Raw genomic sequence first — 18,512 nt, 5'->3', positions numbered from 1 at the left:
TTAATAGCTAGCCCCTGAATGCCGGCAGAGTGAGTCCCTTGACACCGACATCGAGCGCGAAGAGTCCGCCTGGATTTTTCTGGCCCTTGAAATGCCCGGGTGGACGCCGGAGAACGGCGGAGGTGACATAGAGGATGTCGAGATTTTCGCCGCCGAATTCGCAGCAGGTCGGCAGATCGGTCGGCAGCATCACCGTCTGCATCAGCTTGCCCTTTGGGTCGTAACGGCAGACCTTGCTGGTGACGGGGATAGTGACCCAGTAGCAACCCTCCGCATCGACGGTGGCGCCGTCGGCGACGCCGCCGGTGACGGTCATGTCGATGAAGGTGCGGCGGTTCTCGATATCGCCGGTGGCGGGATCGAAATCATAGGCCCACACGGCGCCGGCATGGCTGTCGGAAAAATACATTGTGCGGCTGTCCGGACTCCAGGCGAGGCCGTTGGAGCAGCCAATGCCCTCGATCATGCGATGGATCGAAAGATCATGATCCATCCGGTAGAGGGCGCCGACGAACTCTATCGGTCGGCCCGGCACCTCGAACATCGAACCCGACCAGAAGCGGCCCTGGCGGTCGGGCTTGCCGTCATTGAAGCGCGTCTCGGGCATATGGTTCTCGGGATCGGCGATCGCCGTGAACCTGCCGGTCGCGGGATCGAAGAAATGGAAGCCGTCGGCCATGGTGAGCACCAGGCCACCCTTCTCGCGCAGGCCCAGGCAGCCGAGATAATGGGGCGCTTCGAAGGTTTCATCTCTGCCGGTGCGCGGGTCGTAGCGATGGATCAGCTTGCTCCAGATATCGATCCACCACAGGACGCCGGCCTTGGGATCCCACAGCGTGCCTTCGCCCAGTTCCGCCTTGGCGTCGACGACGCATGTGATGTCCACCATGTCAGCTCTCCTTCTTGCCTTTGTTGTTTTCGCTGCCGAAAGCGCGCGCGAGACCGGTGAAGACCTCGCTGCCGATCGTGACCGTGATGAGGATCACCGCGCCATAGACGATGAGCAGCGCACCGCTCGACAGATTGAGCGCCGGCAGGAGACCGGTGAGGATCGTCAGGACAAGCGCGCCCGCGATGGTGCCAAGATAGTGCCCGCTGCCGCCGAGGATCGAGGCGCCGCCAATGGCGACGGCGGCGACCGAGGTAAAGAGATAGGCATCGCCCATGCCGAGATAGGCCTGTCCCGAATAACCGGTCAGCAGCATGCCCGCCGTTGCGGCGGCGAGGGCGGAGATCACATAAGTGAGCAGCGTGGTGCGGGCCACCGGGACGCCGGAGAATTCGGCGACCGTGCGGTTGCAGCCGACGGCATAGAGATGACGGCCGAAAGCGGTCTTCGACAGCAGCAGCGTGGCGAGGAGTGCCAGAAAGATCCAGATGAAGGCGATGACGGGAAAGCCGCCGATGCGCCCGACGGAGAGGAACTTGATCAAATCGGGAGCCGAAGGCGTGGGCGAGCCACCGGTGACGACCAGAACCAGCCCCTGCAGAATGACATTGGTGGCGAGCGTCATGATGATCGGCGGCACGCCGAAATGCGCTACGCCGATGCCATTGATGAGGCCGATGCCGGCGGCGCCGGCGAGAACCAGGGGCGCCACCCAGAGAAGCGGCGTGTCCTGGCCGGCGCAGAGCAGGGTCATGATGATCGCGGCGGCATTCAGCACCCAGGGTACCGAAAGGTCGATGCCGGCGCCGATGATCACCAGAGTCTGGCCGAGCGCGACGATCCCGATAAAGGTGGCAAGCACCAGCGTTGAGCTCATATTGGCGGCGGAGAGGAAGCCAGGCGAGAACAGCGAGGTGACGAGCAGCAGGACCGCCATGCCGGCATAGGCCAGCACGATCGACCGGTTGCGGATGAGGAACGCGCTCATGCGCCGCGCCCACGTGCGGCCTTCTCGGCAAGTGAGCTCGCCAGGACCGACAGAAGGAGAATCGCGCCCGAGGCCACGGGCTGCCAGTAGCTCGAGATCTTGAGCACGAAGACCAGATTGCCGATGAGGGTGAGGATGAAGGCGCCGATGAGCGTGCCGGCGAGATGGCCGCGCCCGCCGAACAGGCTGACGCCGCCGATCACCGCGGCGGCGACTGACGGCAGGATGTAGTCCTTGCCAATGGTCGGAGAGCCGGCTCCCGTCTGGGTGGTGAGATAGAGAGCGGCACCCGCCGCGAACAGACCGGACAGGCCATAGGTGACGATGTTGACCCTGGTGATCGAGACTCCGGACAGGAAGGCCGATTTCTCGTTGGAGCCGGTGGCCTGAATGGTGATGCCCATGCGCGTGGCGCGGAACCAAAACCAGAAGAGGATGAGCGCGATCAGCATCCAGACCGGGCCCGACAGGCCGAGGAAATGCATATAGCCGAAGCCGAGCCACCAGCCCGGCACGCTGCCGCCGTCAGTCGGCAGGATGAGCATGGCGGTGCCGCTCAGGATCGACCAGGTGGCGAGCGTCACCAGGAAGGGCTGGAGCTTCAAGGCGGAGATCATCAGGCCGTTCAACGCGCCGATGGCGAAGCCGAGGGCGAGGATGAGCAGCGACCACAGCACCACCTGGGCCGGGTCGTCGCCGAAACGGGTCGCGGCGATCACCGTGCCGAGGCTGATCATGCCGCCGATCGACAGATCGATGCCGCCGCGCAAGAGCACGATCGTCTGGCCGGTGGCCGCCAGCATCAAGGTCATCGCCGCGGCGGTGTCGAGATTGAGCTCATCGAGCGTGAAGACACCGGTCTGATAGCTGCCATAAATGAGCACGATGACGGCCAGCATCAGGCAGGCGACCAGGAAAGGAGCCCGGTCGAGCAGCCGGGCGCGCCAGTCGGCGAGCGACGGGCGGGGGCCGATGCCGGCCATCCGGCTCAAGGGTTCGGCCATCACGCCGCCTCGCTGTCGAGCATCGCCGCACCGAGAATGCCTTCCTCGGAAATAAATTCGCCGGAAAGCGTCGCCGCGATGCGGCCGTTGCGCATCACCAGCACGCGGTCGGCGACATGTACCAGCTCGGACAAGTCGCTTGAATGGAAGAGGATGGCGTAACCCTTGGCGGCGAGGTCGCGCATCAGCTGGAAGATCTCGCTCTTGGTGCCGACATCGACGCCGCGCGTCGGATCATAGAGCAGGAGCACGCGTGCTTCCGTCAGAAGCATCTTGCCGAAGATCACCTTCTGCTGATTGCCGCCCGACAAGGTGCCGGCGAGCTGCTCGGGCGTCTCGGCCTTGATGCGCAGGAAATCGACCATCTCCTGGACGAGGGCGGCTTCCTTGCGGCGGCTGAGCAGACCCTTCTCGGTGAAGCGCCGGATGACGGCCAAGGTCAGATTTTCGCGCACGCTCTTGGCGAGAAGCAGTCCCTGGCCGCGCCGGTCCTCCGGCACGAGCGCAATGCCGTCGCGTCCCGTCAGGGCCGCGCGCGGGCTCGTGAGCGAAGCAGGCTTGCCCCAGAGCTCCACCGTGCCGCCGGCTTTGGCAGCGCCGAAGAGCGCCTGGAAGAGCTCACGCTGGCCGTGGCCCTGCAGGCCGCCGACACCCAGGACCTCGCCTTCGCGCAAGTCGAACGTGATGCGGTCGAGTCTCGTTCCGCTCGACAGATTCCGCACACTCAGCGCCAGGCGGTCCGTCGCGGTGGCGACACGCTCAGGGTAGAGCCGATCGATATTGCGGCCGATCATCTGGGTGACGATCTCGGCGTCGGATACGGCGTCCGCCTTGTGCGCGCCGACGGTGCGGCCATTGCGGAAGATGGTGAGCCGGTCGGCGATGGCCCGGATCTCGGTCATGCGGTGCGAGATAAAGATGACAAGTCGGCCTTCGGCGGCCAGTTGGCGCGTAAGATTGAGCAGCCATTCCGCCTCGCGGGCGGGCAAGGCCGAGGTGGCTTCGTCGAGGATCAGGATACGGGGCTCCTTGGCGAGACCTTTGGCAATCTCGACGATCTGGCGCTCGGCGAGCGTCAGGTGGCGCAATTCCTGGCCCGCCCGCAGCTCGGGAAAGTCGTATTTCGCCAGAAGCTTCTCGGTTTTGCGGCGCATCACGCGCTTGTCCACGGTGCGCAGCACGCCGCGCGGCTCCTGGCGGAACCAGATATTCTGCTCGACGGTGAGATCGGGGATCAGCGAGAGTTCCTGGAACACCGCTGCGATGCCGCGGGCGCGGGCCGCGTCGGGGTCGGCGGGCCGATAGTCGCGGTTATCGATCAGGATCGATCCGGCATCGTGTCTGATGGCGCCGGAGAGAATCTGGATGAAGGTGCTCTTGCCGGCGCCATTCTCGCCCAGAAGCGCGTGCACCTCGCCGGCGGCGGCGCTGAAAGCGACCTCGCTCAGCGCGACGATGCCGCCAAAGCGCTTGGACAGGCCGGTGGCTTCAATGAGATCCATGGGCATCCCAGGCGACGGCCCTCCGGACCTGACTCCGAAGGGCCCAATTTCACAGGCCGGTTATTTGGTGCCGGCTGCTTCTGCGGCGGTGATCTCGACCCAGTCGGGAGTGATCGGCAGCGTCAGGCCGGGCGCCTGATCGGGGAACGCATTCTCGCCGATAGCGATCTTGATCATCTTCGTGCCCGGATAAAGCTGCGACTCGAAGGGATCGGTGGTCACGAAATCACCCTTGACCGACACCGAACGCTCGGCGGGGCGGTTTCCGGTGTCGAGGATATCGACAGCGAGCTTGATCGCCTCGGAGGAGAGATAGGCCGGATTGGAGCCGAGTATGCACTTGGCGCCCTCCGTCTGGGCACAGGTGACGGCCGACACATTGTAGGAGAAGGCGATGACGGGAACGATCGGGCGGCCGGCGTCCTTGAGCGCCTGAATGGCGCCCGAGCCATAGCCCTGGGTCAGAACGCCGTCGACTTGCGGATTGGCGGCGAGGAGGGCGGCGACGCCCGACTGTTCGGGTCCCAAGGCGTAGTCGCCGTTGTAATAGCCGACGACCTTGATGTCGGGATATTTGGCGAGGACCTTCTCATAGCCCTGCTGGAGCTGCGCCGAGATCGGCGCCCCGGCGAGGCCGCGGTCGAGAATGACATTGCCCTTGCCGCCGAGCTGCTTGACCATCCACTCGGCCATGACGGTGGGGATGCGGTCCCAGTCGGACGCGACGGCGAAAGCGCAGGGTTCGGTGACGACCTGATCGAAGCTGATGACCAGGATGCCGGAGTCGCAGGCCTTCTTGATGGTTGGATTGAGGGCCGAGTCAGAGCCCGCATCGACAAGGATGGCGTCGGGTTTCTGGCGGATGATGTTGTTGAGCGAGTTGATCTGCGCCTGGACGGTGTTCTCGACATTCTCGATCCTGAGATCGACGCGGCCCTTGAGCGGGCCCTTGTTCACCGAGACGACGGCGACGCGCTCCATCTGCTGGCGCCAGTCATTGGCGACGAAGTTGTTGGAGAGATAGATGACATAGGGCTTCTTGTCCTGCGCCACCGCAGGCGTGACCGTCGCGGATGTCACGACGGCCGCGAGCGCGGCGAGCCCCGCGCAAATATTCCTCAGCTTCATGGTGTTCCTCCCTGCTTGCGTTTCCTGGTTCAGCTTCATGCGGACTTCGCCGTCTTGCCTCGAAGAAGGGGCTATTTTTGATACCGGTACCAATTCTCCTTGTCAATTTTCGACCGGCGGCGGAGCGTCCATGGCTCAATAACGATCCTTGCTCGGCCCGGGTTAGATACCTGCAACAGGCAGCATGCCCTCGAGCCAGCTATCATGCTATTATAATTTTATGGCCTTGTCCATGCGTCTGCTGCGGCGGAGGTGGTGTCGACCAACATTTCCCTTCCCCCGCTTGCTTGCGGGAGAAGGTGCGCGAAGCGCGGATGAGGGTGTTGGTTCAGTATGCGACTGCGATTCCGAGAAAGCAAAACTCATCGCGCTCATTCAGGTTGAAGGACACCCTCATCCGGCCTGTCGGCCACCTTCTCCCGCAGGCGGGAGAAGGGAAGAACTGGAGGCCCTGAGATATTGTCGACGAAACTCGCGGCGCATCTCGCGTGTCCCCCTCAAGCGAGGTCGTTGGGGGCGTCGTAGGTGATGCTGAACAGGCTCGCGGGATGGCGGGCAATCGAGAATTCGATGTTTCTCTGATCTGCCGATTGATAAAGCATCTCAACCGTCAGGATGGCTTCGCCGGAGGAGATGTCGAGATCGGCGGCGAGCGCATCATCGGCGATCTCGGCCCTGACCGTCACATGCGCGACAGTGAGGCGCAGTCCCAGATGCTGCTGCACCGAGCGGAAGATGAGGACGTCGGAGAAGTCGGCGCGCTTGAGCTTCGCGCCGATATCGGGCGGGAAATAGGTAGTGATCTGCGCCTTCTTCTGCGCGCCGACGGACAGGATGCTGCGCAGGCAATAGCCCGCCTCGTTCTTGCGCATGTCGAAATGGCGCTCCAGCACCGGCGAGACTTCCCGGCGATAGGAAATGATCTTGAGCTGCGCGTCCCTGGTGAAGGCCGCCATATCGGCGAAATTCTTGAAGTTCCAGCCAAGATTGGGCGGCGGATTGCGCGCGGCGACGATGGTGGGCTTGGCCGAGCGCTTCCTGACGAGGCCGTCGGCCTCGAGATCGCGCAAGGCCTGGCGCACGGTGATGAGGCTGACGCCGTAATGCTCGGCGAGGGCGGCTTCCTTGGGCAGCTCGGCGCCTATGGCAAGCGTGCCGTTGGCGATCGGCTCGCGCAGCACATCGGCCAGTTGGCGGTAGAGCGGCCCATTCTTCCGGGCGAGGTTTCGCTTGGGAAGAAAGCCTATATTGGACACCGGTCAATCCACATGACAGCCACGCATTGTGAGGCCTTATAATAGCTTCGCGAAGTCGAGGCCAGCCTTTTGCCGCTTGGTCACCTTAGAAACTCGCCGTTGATGCAGTTGGTCAGTCGCCCGTCGGCGAGATAGGCGCGCACGACCTCGATCGCCTTGAGCCTGAGATCGCGCATGGCGGCGGGGCTGTAGAATGCGGCATGCGGCGTGACGATGAGCCTGTCGGCGATCCAGGGCTCGCGCCGGCGCCATGCAGCGATGAGCGGGTGATCAAGATCGCCGGGCTCGTTCGGCAATACGTCGAGCGCGGCTCCGGCCGCGTTTCCCTGGCGCAGCGCCTTCTCCAGCGCGTCGAGCTCGACGATAGGGCCGCGCGCCGTATTGACGAGCACGAGGCCGGGCTTCGCCGCCGCCAGTGCCGCGGCGCCGATCAGGCCGCGCGTCTCCTCACTCAAAGGCGCGTGAATGCTGACGATATCGGACAGCTGCATGAGATCGGCGAGCGCGTGGACGCGTTCATAACCGGTCGAGAGATCGACGCCCGAGAGAAGATGCGGATCATAGAAGATCACGCGCATGTCGAAAGCGGCGGCACGGCGCGCCGCCGCAAGCCCGATGCGGCCGAGCCCGACAATGCCGAAGACCGCGCCCTTGTGGCGCCGCAGCAGCGGCGCCTTGGCGAAATGCCAGCCCGAGGCCCCATCGCGTGCGATCTCATTGGCATAGGTGAAGGTGCCGCGGGTCAGCGCCAGCGCCAATGCCAGAGCGTGATCGGCGACCTCGGTGGTGCCATAATCGGGAACGTTGCAGGCGGGGATTCCGCGGGCGCCCCAGCCAGGGGCGTCAATATTGTCGAAGCCGACGCCCGAGCGCACCGCGATCCTCACATTGGGAAAAGCGGCTGCCGGGGCGGCGATATTGTGGGCGGGTGAATAGTTGATCACCGCATCGGCGGCCTGACACATCGCGGTGGAAATCTCGGCCGGCCTGTCGTTCGTCGAGCGGGCGAGGATGAAGTCGATGCCGGGAAAGTGCTCACGTTCGAGCTCGGCATCATCATCCGCCTGCCAGTTGGCGCACAGGATCTTCATGGGTATGCTCTTTCCTATTTTCTGATGCCGCCGATACGCCCGCCCATCGGCACGACGGCGCCGACCGGCTGATCGATGCGGTGAAGCGTGCCGGCGGACGGGGCTTCGATTTCGACGACGGCCTTGTCGGTCTCGATCTCGGCGATCAGCTCCCCCGCCTTGACCGCATCGCCCACCGCCTTCAGCCAGCGCACCACCTTGCCTTCGCTGACCGTCAAGTCGCCGAAGGGCATAGTGACCGGCTCGTCGTCGGACGGCGTTGCGGGAATGGGTGCGAGAGCAGGCGCCTGCGGCGCCGGACGGGCAGGGGCGGCCGGCGCTATCGTCCCGCTCCTGAGTCCGGTGACGTACCAGTGATCGGGCACGGGCGGCGTGCCGGCGATGACATCGAGGGCGCCTTGCTCGATGCGGCCCGAGTCGATGAGCATCGCGCGCTCGAGCACCGGCGCGAAAGGATGCGATGTCGGCGCGGTATGGAGCCGGCCCGGCGGCGCATCGAGCTCGTCGAAAGCGAGCTCGTTGATGGCCTGGGCGATCTCGCCGCCGATGCCGCACATGGCCCAGGCCTCGTCGACGACGAGAAGGCGATGCGTCTTGCGCACGCTGGCGACGATCGTCTCGATATCGAAGGGCATGATGGTGCGCGGGTCGATGACTTCGGCCTCGACGCCCCTGGCGTGGAGCGCGTCGGCCGCCTCGAGGGCGCGCTGCACCATCTGGCCGGCGGCGACGATGGTGATGTCGGAGCCTTCGCGGGCGATGCGGGCGACGCCAAAGGGCACGTAATGATCGCCCACCGGCACCTCGCCCTTGGAGGCGAAGAGCGCCTTGGGCTCGAGCAAAATCACGGGATCCGAAGCGCGCAGCGCCGTCTTCATCAGGCCCTTGGCGTCGGCCGGGGTGGAGGGGACGCAGACGACGAGGCCCGGCATCTGGGCGAAGAACGGATGATAGATGCCGCTGTGATGCGGCCCGGAACTCCGTAACGCGCCGGCGCCGGCGCGCACCACCATGGGCGCGCTCATCTGGCCGTTGCTCATGTAGCGCAATTTCGCCGCCTGAAGGATTATCTGACCGGCGGTCTCGAAGGCGAAATCCGCGAACATCAGATCGGAGACGGTGCGGGCACCGGTCGCCGAAGCGCCGATCGCGGCGGCAGTGAAGCCCTGTTCGGAGATCGGCGTGTCGACCATCCGCTCGGGCCCGAATTCCTGCCAGAGATTCTTGGTGTGGGCGAAGCTGCCGCCGCGCTCGCCGGTGCCCTCGCCGAAATAGAGGATGAAGGGATTGGCGCGCATCTCCTCGGCAATGCCGTCGCGCACCGCCTCGAGCCAACCCTGCAGGCGCGTCTCGCCGGTTACCCTGGGGGCAAGGGCCTCGGGCGGGTTGATCGGATCGGCAAAGACATGGCGGCGCACGCTGGCAGGATCAGGCTCGGGCGACGCGCGGGCGAAGTCCAGCGCGCCGGCGACGATCATTTCGATACGATCCTCGATGCCGGCGAGCGTTTCGGCATCGGCGATGCCATATTCCCCGATGAGGCGCTGGCGGAACATGTCGATCGGGTCTCGCCTGATCCAGGCGTCGAGTTCCTCCTGGCTGCGGTAGGTGCCGATGACCGGATCACCCTCGTGATGGCCGACTGTGCGATACGTCTTTGCCTCGATCAGCGTCGGGCCCTTGCCGGCGCGGGCGCGTTCGGCGGCCTCCTTCATCGCGAGCCACACCGCGAAGACGTCATTGCCGTCGACCGCGACGCCCGGCATGCCATAGGAGGCGGCCTTGGTGGCGATCTCCGGATTGAGGGTAATGGATCTGAGCGGCGTCGCCGTCGCATAGAGATTGTTCTCGCAGACGAAGACGGCGGGAGCCTTCTGCACCGCCGCGAAATTGAGCGCCTCATGGAAGCCGCCATGATTGGCCGCGCCATCGCCGAAGAAGGCGACGCCGATATCGTTGCTACCACGCCGGCGCGCGCTCATCGCGATGCCGACCGCGTGGCCGATGCCCGCGGCGACGATGCCGTTGGTGCCGAACAGGCCGACGGAGCGGTCATAGAGATGCATGGTGCCGCCACGCCCGCCGCAGATCCCATCCACCTTGCCGAAGAGCTCCGCCATCACGCGGCCGGGATCGGCGCCCTTCGCCAGGGCATGACCATGGCCGCGATGGGTCGAAGTCACCCAGTCGGTGGGACGCAGATGCGCGCATATGCCGGTGCCTGTCGCTTCCTGACCCAGGTAGAGGTGCAGGAAGCCCGGCGTTTCACCCTTGCGGCAGGCGATCTGAGCGACGCTCTCGAAGCGGCGCAGCAGGACCATGCGCTCGAAGAGATCAAGCAGGACCTGCCTGTCGGGCAGATTCTGCTGGCCCGTGGAATAGAGACTGCGCGCCGCCGGAATGGACACCAAAAACTCCCTTGCCGCCCGCTTCCCGCAGGCTTGTTCTGTCCGCCACCGGTGCAATGATATATTATAATAGCATAATGTCTATAGGCGTACAAAGGTTCTTCGGCGCTCCGCACAATGTATTCAGACACCTTCCGGACTTTTGCCGACGACAATGTAAGGAGTCACCGGCCGGCGCAAGTTTCGGAAAGCCAAACATGCGGCGCAATGGGAGATGACCTGGGCGATGTATATCTCGAAGCTGCACGGCGGTCGGCCGAGGTTACTCTCCGACTTTCTTCGCGGTCTTGTTCATTGCATCCTCTACGGCCTTCTTCATGCTCAACGTGTCGGCACCCTGGCGAGGTGGATAGTCAGCAAGACTCTTAAGGTGGATCTGCAAGAACGGGCCGGCAGCTGTCGGCGCCCACAGTTTCGAGGCAACAAACTTGCGCCCGATGTAACCCCATTCGTGCGATTCAGGATCCATCTTCTCCATCGGATCCATCTTCAGGTTGAAGACATAAGGAACGCTGGGGTAACTCTTTTCATTCCACCATAGACCGTCCTTCTTCACGCCGAAGGCGAGTTTCCACGCATCCACGCGGATGGCCATCAGATCCGTCTCGTCATAGTAGAAGTATTCGCGACGTGCCGACTTCTGCGACTTGCCGGTCCAATGATCGAGATTGTCATAGCCATCTAGGTGGACCTTATAAGTTGTTGATCCGAGCTCGACGCCGGTGAGTGCTTTTTCCTTGAGATCCGGCAGTCCAGCGGCAGATGCAAGGGTCACATAGACGTCTTCGTGACTCTGGAGCTCGTTGGACACCTGGCCAGCTGGAATCTTTCCGGGCCACCGGACCATGCACGGCACCCGAACGCCGCCCTCCCACGTGGTGCCCTTCTCTCCGCGGAAGGGCGCGTAACCTCCGTCCGGCCAAAACAGCAGCTCGAAGCCGTTATCGGTGGAGTATATGACGATGGTATTATCGGAAACGCCGAGATCATCCAGCTTCTGCAGCAGCTTGCCGACATGCTCATCGTGCTCGATCATCTTGGCGCGCAGGACGTCTTCTTCAGCACGGCCCTCGTCTACCGCCATCTGGATGTATTTCTGTGGCGGGTGCGACCAGATGTGGACAGCAGTGGTGTTGAACCATACAAAGAGTGGCTTGTCTGCCTTGCCGTTGGTATCCAGCCACTTCAATGTCTCATCAAGCACCTCGGCGTCGATAGTTTCCATGCGCTTGCGCGTCAGGGGACCGGTGTCCTCGATCTTTTGTTTGCCGACCCGGCCGAATTTCGGATCCTCGCTTGGATCATCGATGTCGATCACGCTAACGCGAAGAACGCCACGTGGCCCAAACATCTTTGTGTATTCCGGATTCTTCTGGCCGGGATAGTCAAGCTCTTCAGGTTCTTCCTCTGCGTTGAGGTGATAGAGGTTGCCGAACCAGTAGTCGAAACCATGGGCGGTCGGCAGATGTTCATTGCGATCGCCGAGATGGTTCTTGCCGAACTGGGCGGTGGCGTATCCCTGACTTTTCAGCACCTCGGCCAGAGTTGGGTCTTCCTTCTGTATTCCTCGCTTCGACCCTGGTATTCCGACCGTGGTCATGCCTGTCCTCACGGGCAGTTGACCGGTGATGAAGGCCGCGCGTCCCGCGGTGCAGCTCGGTTGACCGTAGTGATCCGTGAAGATAATCCCTTCCTTGCCGATCCGGTCAATGTTCGGCGTTTTGCCCATCATGCTGTTGCAATACGCACCGACGTTCCACATGCCGATGTCATCACCCCAGATGACAAGGATGTTGGGACGTTTCACTTGGGCCATTGCTTTCCTGATCGGCGATACACTTCCGTCACCAAGGGCGGTCACTGCGGCAAGCGTAGTGCCGGCCAGGAGAAGATTGCGCCGGCTGAGGCTGCGGGGGGCTGGGAACGGTCGGGGGCAACACTGTTGCTCATCACCGTGCTCCTTCGGTCGTAAGGCACCATGTGGTGCGGCCTTCCCGGATGATTCCAAACAAAATTACGGGGCGCTACTGTGCCTTGGACCAGTGGACCTTGGACCAGGATCAGCCCGATACCGCCCACGATAAACCCGCTGGGGTCCCTAGGGGACGACGCCACTGGTATTCATTGAAGTCTTCGGATCGCGTATGATGGGCGTGGGTATCATCCCGGCCAGTAGGGTGACATGCGGGTCCGCCGTCGTTCTCTTGCCCTTAGCGTAGAGCGCGCGCTCCGCACGTTCGCCGAGACCCGGCTGTCGGTCTTTGCATCTCCTTGGTTTGGCTCAATTAAATGCGCGGGTGCACCCCGGCGACGCATACATTCGCCGAATGGCGCTCACAAGGCATCTCTCATCGTTTTAGCTTTTGCGATCAACTGTCTTACGGCGATCGAGGCCCATGCCGAGGCGGATAGCCGTCAGCCGAACGTACTCATCGTCTTTTCGGCCGACTCCGAGCTGCCGGCCATGCAACTTGTTGCGCGCGGACTGCGATCGGGATTTTCTGAAAGCTCCACTGTCCGTCTTTACACCGAGTATTTCGATGAAATGCGCTTCCCAAAGATTTGGACGTCCGGCAATTATTCCCGATACCTCCGCGACAAGTATCGGGATCTCAAAATTGACCTGATGATTGGGATAGCGGACGATGCAATCATGCTACTGAGTAGGGAACGGAGCACGCTCGCCCCCGAGGCACCGATCATCTTCACCCAAGTCCCCCCTGACGATCCGTCCATTGCAAACCTATCGAACAGTACTGGAATTCTGAGCGAGCTCGACGTTCGAAAGGTAGTCGAACTTGCCAGGCGGCTGATGCCCGACGCGATGGATATCGTCGTCGTGAGCGGTGCCGCCGAGTTCGACCGTAACTGGAAAAAAACTGCGCACGAAGCGTTCAAGCCTTTCGAGGATCGCTACCGCGTGACCTATCTTGCCGGACTTCCAGTCGGGGAGCTGCTCGATAAAATCAAGGCGCTGCCGCCTCAGACCATCGTCATTTATCTCAGCGTGTTCGAAGATGGCGCAGGTAGGCAATTCGTACCTCGCGATGTCCTCCGTATGCTTGCCGAGGTCTCGCCGGCGCCGATCTTTGGGCCCTACGATTCCTTCCTTGGCACCGGAGTTGCTGGCGTTTATGCCGATAGTTTCGAGGCAGTGGGACAAGAGACCGCACGACTAGCCCTGCGCGTGCTCGGCGGCGAGAAAGCATCCAGCATCCGGCCCTATATCGGGGATACCAGTCACAATGTCGTGGATGGAGCCGTATTGGAACGTCTGTCGCTGTCTTTCGCGAACCTTCCCGAGGGCAGCGACATCGTGAATTGGTCGCCACCCGCCTGGAAGCAATACCGCTGGCACATCGCGGCTGCCGCAGCGCTCATCATCGCACAGACATTCCTGATTGCCTACGTTCTCTTTCAGAACCGCAGACGACGACGAGCAGAAAACGAAGCGGCAGCGCAACGCCAGGAGCTTGCGCATCTGACCCGTATCTCCGCGCTAGGCGAGCTCTCGGGCGCGATCGCCCATGAAATCAACCAGCCTCTCACTGCAGTCCAGTCGAACGCCGAAACAGGGCTCGATCTGCTGGCGGAGAACTCGCCGGACCTCGGCGAGGTTCGCGGTGTTCTCGAGGATATCGTTCACGACAATCGCAGGGCGAGCGAAGTCATCGAGCGTATGCGCAACCTCCTGAGAAAGAGCGAAAGGAAGTTCGAAGAGGTCGATATCAATGATACGATCAAATCAACCCTCGCATTGCTTCACAGCGAGTTGATCAGCCGCAGGATCAATGTCAAGCTTGATCTCGCAGACGCCCTTCCGGTGACCTTCGGCAATCCGGTCCAGCTGCAGCAGGTCCTCCTGAATCTCATCATGAACGCAATGGATGCTATGGCCTCCACACCCCAGGAGCGGCGGCTCGTCATGCTTTCGACGCACGCGGCTGGAGCTGGGAGGGTTAAAGTGCTTGTGAAGGATTGCGGTACTGGTATCCCCCTTTCGGAGCAGGGCCGATTGTTCGAGCGGTTCCATACCACCAAGCCTCATGGTCTTGGCCTCGGCCTGACCATCTGTTCAACGATCGTTCGGGCTCATGGCGGAAGTCTGGCACTTTCGAACGATGTGGCTGGCGGGGCGGTCGCAGAACTGTCGCTGCCGACCGAGCAAATGTTCGCGACGGCTAAGTGATGGAAAGGACGTTCACGGTATTCATTGTCGATGATGACGCCAGACTGATCAAGGCGTTGTCACGACTGCTGCGTACCAAGGGGTATCATGTTCAATCATATACCTCGCCTCACGAGTTTCTCGCAGACCACGATGCGACGATTCCAGGGTGCGCCATATTGGACGTCGCCATGCCCGGCCTCGACGGTCTCGAGCTCCAGCAGGCATTGACCATAGGCGGATCGCATCGACCAGTCATTTTTCTCAGCGGAAAGGGCGATATTCCGATAACTGTACGCGCGATGAGGGCCGGCGCCATCGATTTCCTCACCAAACCCATGAGCAACCAGGACTTGTTGGCAGCGATAGCCCGCGCCCAGGAAGAGGATGCGAAGACTCGTCAGATGGACACCGAACTGGCATCGATTGCAGCGAAGATTGCGACTTTGACTCCTCGTCAACGCGAGGTCTTCGCCCACGTTGTCGCCGGACGTCTCAATAAGCAAATCGCCGGCGATCTTGGCACGGTCTTAAACACCATCAAGTTGCACCGCGGTGCCGTGATGAGGAAGCTGGGGGTGAGGACAGTTGCCGAACTCGTGCGAATGGCGCAAAAGGCCGGCATTACAAAATAGGAGGAGATGGAGCCTACTGGTCCAAGGATCAGATCGACATCCCGGATAGAGCAGCCGCATAATCCGGCTTATGGCGAAGGCTTCCGGTTGGATCGCTATTGTCGATGATGACCCGTCCGTGTTGAAGGCTCTGAGACGCTTGCTACGTGTTCGCGGAATTCAAGCGAAGACGTATGCTACAGCGGAGGAGTTCGTCGCCGCGCTGCCGGATGGGTTGCCGAGATGCGTGATTATCGATCTGCAGCTGCCCGGGATGACGGGCCTCGAACTCCTTCAGCATCTGAAACTCACGAGTGTGGAAGTCCCGGCGATCATCATTACTGCGCGCGGCGATGCCGGAACACGAGAACGTTGCGAAGCTGCCGGTGCCATTGCATTTTTTTCGAAACCGTTCAGCAACGCGGCGTTGCTTGCGGCCATTGATGCCGCAAAGTAGATGGAGCCCTCACCCCGACTTCGGCCAAATTGGGAGAGGGGATCACAGCGCGGTCTTGCGGACCGTTGCATCCGATCTTCGGAACAGCTCCGGCTTGAGGCTGAGGCCAAGGCCCGGTCCTTCCAAAGGCGCCACTTTTCCGGCGGTCACAACCGGGATGTCGTCGGTGATCTCGCGGTACCAGCCGGTGTAATAAGCGCGCACCGCTTCCTGGTAATTTACATTAGGCAGCGTGGCGGACAGGGCGCAACTCGCGGCGTAGACGACGGGCCCGGTGCAATCATGCAAGGTCACCGGAAGCTCGCTCGCTTCGGCCATGTTGGCGATCTTGCGGGCTTCGGAAAGGCCGCCGCACCAGGCCAGGTCGATCATGATCACCGAGGCGCCGCGCCTGTCGATCAGCTGCTTGAACATCTGGCGCGTGGCGAGCCGCTCGCTCGCGGCGATCGGAATGGTCGTGTGGCGGGCGAGCTCGGCCAAGGCGTCGAGCTCGTTGTAGCGGATCGGCTCCTCGAGCCATGCCACGTCATAGGGCTTCAGCGCTTCGGCGATGCGCAGAGCGGGCGGCAGGGTCCACAGGCCGTGGAGCTCCACCATGATCTCCATCTCGCGGCCGACGGCCTCACGAATCTTCGCGAAGGGCGCGAGCGCCTTGTCGAGATCGGCCAGCGACAGGCGCGTGCCGTTGGACGCCTCGGCGGCGATGTCGAAGGGCCAGATCTTCATGGCGCCGATGCCTTCGGAAAACAGGCTCTTGGCCAACTCGCCGGCATTGTAACGCCAGGCCAGAAGATCCTCGTAAGGCCCTTCGGCCGAATCCCCGGGCTTCAGCGACCAGTCCTCGGTGCGCTCGAAGAGAGCGTTGCGCTTCGTCGCCCTGACATGACCATAACCGGCGCAGGTGTTGTAGATCGGGACACTATGGTGGGTGCGCCCGCCGAGCAGGCGCCAGACGGGCTCGCCAAGCGCCTGGCCGTAAATATCCCAGAGCGCGATATTGACGGCCGAATTGCCGCGCAGTTCGGCGCCCGAGTCGCGGGCGCCGACATAGACGCTGGCCAGCGTGCGATCATGCAGCTCGATGTCGCGCGGATCCTTGCCGAGGAGATAGGAGGCGACATGATCGTGAATGTAGCTCGCCACCGGCCCCGGCGCCCAGAAGGTCTCGCCGGTGCCGACGATACCGGCATCGGTATAGAGCCGCAGCCAGAAGAGGAAAGGAAACTCCGCGATCTGCACGGTCTCGATGGCGACGATCTTCATGTTTTCCCTCTCCGAATGCGTCGCCAATGATAGCGAACCTTGCAGGATGCGCGACCTCTCCGTTGACAGAGATTTATGGTACCGGTATCAGTCATCGTCAAGATGACCGACAAACCGAAGAATGAGACGCGCCCACGGGCGCTCGTCACGGGCGCCGCCGGCGGGCTCGGCCGCGAAGTGGCACTGCAACTGGCAAGGCGGGGTGCCGCCGTCGCCATCACCGACATCAATGAAGCCGGCATCGCCGAGACAGCGCAACTCGTGCGCGCTGAAGGGGCCGAGGCGGAGGCGATCGTCAGCGACTTCACCCGTGAGGGCGCGCCCGAGGCCGCGGTGGAGAAGGTCGTCACGCGCTGGGGCGGCATCGATATCCTCATCAACAATGCGGGCTATGGCGCCATCGAGCCCTTTCTCGAGTCCACCTTCGCCTGCTGGACGCGCACCATGGCGCTCAATGTCACGGCACTCGCCATGGCCTGCAAGGCGGCGGGGCGGGTGATGCGTGATCAACGTTCGGGGCGCATCGTCAATATCACCTCGCCCGGCTCGCGCATGGCATTGCCCGATTATACGGCCTACACGGCGAGCAAGGCTGGCGTCGATTCGATCACGCGCGCGCTCGCCGTGGCACTCGCGCCCTATGGCGTTCTGGTCAACAGCCTGGCGCCCGGCATGATGGACACCGACATGCAGCGCTCGACCGAGGTCGAACTCGCCCGCATCAACGGCCGCGACGATCTGCAGGCCTTTCTGGACGAGCGCACCCGGCGCATTCCGCTCGGCCGGCGCGCCGAGATCGGCGAAGTGGCGAAAGCCGTCGTCTGGCTGGCGCTCGATGCGCCCGCCTACATGACCGCCGAGCGGCTCAATATGTCCGGCGGACTCGACAAGGACTGATCTCATGGCACGCAATTCTCCACCCGGCGACGCCGATGTCGCAGATCTCAAGCGGCGCGCGACCAGCCTGCGCCGCCACATGCTCACCATGGCGCGCGGCCAGGGGCAGGGCTATATCGGCCAGGGGCTCGGCATCGCCGATCTCCTGGCGGCGCTCTACTTCCATGAAATGCGCTATGACGCCGGCAATCTCGACTGGGCGGACCGCGACCGATTCCTGCTCTCGACCGGACATTATTCGATCGCCTTGTGGGCGGCCCTCGCCGAAGCGGGGATCATCCCGCTCTCCGAGCTTTCCACCTATGGCGCCGATGACAGCCGGCTCGAAATGTCGACGCTCGACACGACGCCAGGCGTCGAGGTGATCGGCGGCTCGCTCGGCCATGGTCTCGGGCAGGGCGTAGGCCAAGCCCTCGGCGTCAGGCTGTCTGCTTCCGACGCGCGCGTCTTCGTCGAACTGTCGGACGGTGAGATGCAGGAGGGCTCGACCTGGGAGGCGGCGATGGCGGGAAGCCATTTCGGTCTCGACCGCCTGGTCGCGCTGATCGATTGCAACGGCATCCAGGCGGACGGGCCGATGGTGCTCGACATGGAGCCGGTCGCCGACAAATGGCGTGCCTTCGGCTGGGAGACGATCGAAATCGACGGCAACGACATGCAAGCGGTGAGCGATGCCCTGGCGCGCACGCGCAGCCGCAACGGCAAACCCAAGGCGATCGTGCTGCGCACCAAGCCCGGCAAGGGTGCGGCGCGCATCGAGGCGAGCCCGAAATCGCATTTCTTCAGTGTCGATGTGGCGCAATGGGACAGCATCATCGCCGAATTCGAAGACAGCGTGAGGGGCTGA

Annotated in this window: 15 protein-coding genes; 5 read left to right on the top strand and 10 right to left on the bottom strand. The window is 62.7% G+C overall.

Annotated elements, in window-relative coordinates; all coding sequences use genetic code 11:
- Positions 1–7: 7 nt before the first annotated feature.
- From G5V57_RS00350 to G5V57_RS00310, 9 genes are all read right to left on the bottom strand, one after another.
- Positions 8–889 (bottom strand): SMP-30/gluconolactonase/LRE family protein, encoded by an 882-nt coding sequence (locus G5V57_RS00350; protein WP_165165581.1) that lies wholly within the window; start codon positions 887–889, stop codon positions 8–10.
- Position 890: 1 nt separating this feature from the next.
- Positions 891–1,877, bottom strand: coding sequence for an ABC transporter permease (locus G5V57_RS00345; RefSeq protein ID WP_165165579.1), 987 nt, complete (start codon positions 1,875–1,877; stop codon positions 891–893).
- Positions 1,874–2,881, bottom strand: a complete 1,008-nt coding sequence (locus tag G5V57_RS00340; RefSeq protein ID WP_165165577.1) for an ABC transporter permease — start codon at positions 2,879–2,881, stop codon at positions 1,874–1,876. The genes G5V57_RS00345 and G5V57_RS00340 overlap by 4 nt, the downstream gene beginning before the upstream one ends.
- Positions 2,881–4,383: a sugar ABC transporter ATP-binding protein gene (locus G5V57_RS00335; RefSeq protein WP_246737476.1), complete on the bottom strand. Its 1,503-nt coding sequence runs from the start codon at positions 4,381–4,383 to the stop codon at positions 2,881–2,883. The genes G5V57_RS00340 and G5V57_RS00335 overlap by 1 nt, the downstream gene beginning before the upstream one ends.
- Positions 4,384–4,443: 60 nt before the next feature.
- Positions 4,444–5,511, bottom strand: a complete 1,068-nt coding sequence (locus G5V57_RS00330; RefSeq protein WP_165165573.1) for a substrate-binding domain-containing protein — start codon at positions 5,509–5,511, stop codon at positions 4,444–4,446.
- A gap of 497 nt (positions 5,512–6,008) precedes the next feature.
- A complete protein-coding gene (locus G5V57_RS00325) occupies positions 6,009–6,767 on the bottom strand; it encodes a GntR family transcriptional regulator (RefSeq protein WP_165165571.1) in 759 nt (252 codons plus the stop codon).
- An 80-nt stretch (positions 6,768–6,847) separates the two neighbouring features.
- Positions 6,848–7,858, bottom strand: a complete 1,011-nt coding sequence (locus G5V57_RS00320) for an NAD(P)-dependent oxidoreductase (RefSeq protein ID WP_165165569.1) — start codon at positions 7,856–7,858, stop codon at positions 6,848–6,850.
- Between the two features lie 14 nt (positions 7,859–7,872).
- Entirely contained in the window at positions 7,873–10,266 is a 2,394-nt protein-coding gene (locus G5V57_RS00315; RefSeq protein ID WP_246737475.1) for a thiamine pyrophosphate-dependent enzyme, read from the bottom strand.
- Between the two features lie 262 nt (positions 10,267–10,528).
- Positions 10,529–12,082, bottom strand: coding sequence for an arylsulfatase (locus tag G5V57_RS00310; RefSeq protein WP_165165567.1), 1,554 nt, complete (start codon positions 12,080–12,082; stop codon positions 10,529–10,531).
- 366 nt (positions 12,083–12,448) lie between these two features.
- On the opposite strand from G5V57_RS00310, the gene G5V57_RS00305 reads away from it, so the two are divergent.
- From G5V57_RS00305 to G5V57_RS00295, 3 genes are all read left to right on the top strand, one after another.
- Positions 12,449–14,455: an ATP-binding protein gene (locus tag G5V57_RS00305; RefSeq protein ID WP_165165565.1), complete on the top strand. Its 2,007-nt coding sequence runs from the start codon at positions 12,449–12,451 to the stop codon at positions 14,453–14,455.
- Entirely contained in the window at positions 14,455–15,069 is a 615-nt protein-coding gene (locus G5V57_RS00300; RefSeq protein WP_165165564.1) for a response regulator transcription factor, read from the top strand. The genes G5V57_RS00305 and G5V57_RS00300 overlap by 1 nt, the downstream gene beginning before the upstream one ends.
- Before the next feature lie 70 nt (positions 15,070–15,139).
- Entirely contained in the window at positions 15,140–15,505 is a 366-nt protein-coding gene (locus G5V57_RS00295; RefSeq protein ID WP_165165562.1) for a response regulator transcription factor, read from the top strand.
- 42 nt (positions 15,506–15,547) lie between these two features.
- Here G5V57_RS00295 and G5V57_RS00290 read toward each other — a convergent pair whose 3' ends face one another.
- Entirely contained in the window at positions 15,548–16,768 is a 1,221-nt protein-coding gene (locus G5V57_RS00290) for a mandelate racemase/muconate lactonizing enzyme family protein (protein WP_165165560.1), read from the bottom strand.
- 102 nt (positions 16,769–16,870) lie between these two features.
- On the opposite strand from G5V57_RS00290, the gene G5V57_RS00285 reads away from it, so the two are divergent.
- Together G5V57_RS00285 and G5V57_RS00280 are read left to right on the top strand one after the other, a co-directional pair.
- Positions 16,871–17,665 (top strand): SDR family NAD(P)-dependent oxidoreductase, encoded by a 795-nt coding sequence (locus tag G5V57_RS00285; protein WP_165165558.1) that lies wholly within the window; start codon positions 16,871–16,873, stop codon positions 17,663–17,665.
- Between the two features lie 4 nt (positions 17,666–17,669).
- A complete protein-coding gene (locus tag G5V57_RS00280) occupies positions 17,670–18,512 on the top strand; it encodes a transketolase (protein ID WP_165165557.1) in 843 nt (280 codons plus the stop codon).

The organism is Nordella sp. HKS 07, from assembly GCF_011046735.1.
Taxonomy (GTDB): domain Bacteria; phylum Pseudomonadota; class Alphaproteobacteria; order Rhizobiales; family Aestuariivirgaceae; genus Taklimakanibacter.
Note: the sequence above shows the minus strand (reverse complement) of the source record. Positions and strands in the feature narration are given on the sequence as shown.

What these genes read in the sequence shown, in the direction of transcription:
- G5V57_RS00350 (WP_165165581.1), bottom strand. Translation starts at nt 889, where the DNA reads ATGGTGGACATCACATGCGTCGTCGACGCCAAGGCGGAACTGGGCGAA.
- G5V57_RS00345 (WP_165165579.1), bottom strand. Translation starts at nt 1,877, where the DNA reads ATGAGCGCGTTCCTCATCCGCAACCGGTCGATCGTGCTGGCCTATGCC.
- G5V57_RS00340 (WP_165165577.1), bottom strand. Translation starts at nt 2,881, where the DNA reads ATGGCCGAACCCTTGAGCCGGATGGCCGGCATCGGCCCCCGCCCGTCG.
- G5V57_RS00335 (WP_246737476.1), bottom strand. Translation starts at nt 4,383, where the DNA reads ATGGATCTCATTGAAGCCACCGGCCTGTCCAAGCGCTTTGGCGGCATC.
- G5V57_RS00330 (WP_165165573.1), bottom strand. Translation starts at nt 5,511, where the DNA reads ATGAAGCTGAGGAATATTTGCGCGGGGCTCGCCGCGCTCGCGGCCGTC.
- G5V57_RS00320 (WP_165165569.1), bottom strand. Translation starts at nt 7,858, where the DNA reads ATGAAGATCCTGTGCGCCAACTGGCAGGCGGATGATGATGCCGAGCTC.
- G5V57_RS00310 (WP_165165567.1), bottom strand. Translation starts at nt 12,082, where the DNA reads ATGGCCCAAGTGAAACGTCCCAACATCCTTGTCATCTGGGGTGATGAC.
- G5V57_RS00305 (WP_165165565.1), top strand. Translation starts at nt 12,449, where the DNA reads ATGCGGGTCCGCCGTCGTTCTCTTGCCCTTAGCGTAGAGCGCGCGCTC.
- G5V57_RS00300 (WP_165165564.1), top strand. Translation starts at nt 14,455, where the DNA reads ATGGAAAGGACGTTCACGGTATTCATTGTCGATGATGACGCCAGACTG.
- G5V57_RS00295 (WP_165165562.1), top strand. Translation starts at nt 15,140, where the DNA reads ATGGCGAAGGCTTCCGGTTGGATCGCTATTGTCGATGATGACCCGTCC.
- G5V57_RS00290 (WP_165165560.1), bottom strand. Translation starts at nt 16,768, where the DNA reads ATGAAGATCGTCGCCATCGAGACCGTGCAGATCGCGGAGTTTCCTTTC.
- G5V57_RS00285 (WP_165165558.1), top strand. Translation starts at nt 16,871, where the DNA reads ATGACCGACAAACCGAAGAATGAGACGCGCCCACGGGCGCTCGTCACG.
- G5V57_RS00280 (WP_165165557.1), top strand. Translation starts at nt 17,670, where the DNA reads ATGGCACGCAATTCTCCACCCGGCGACGCCGATGTCGCAGATCTCAAG.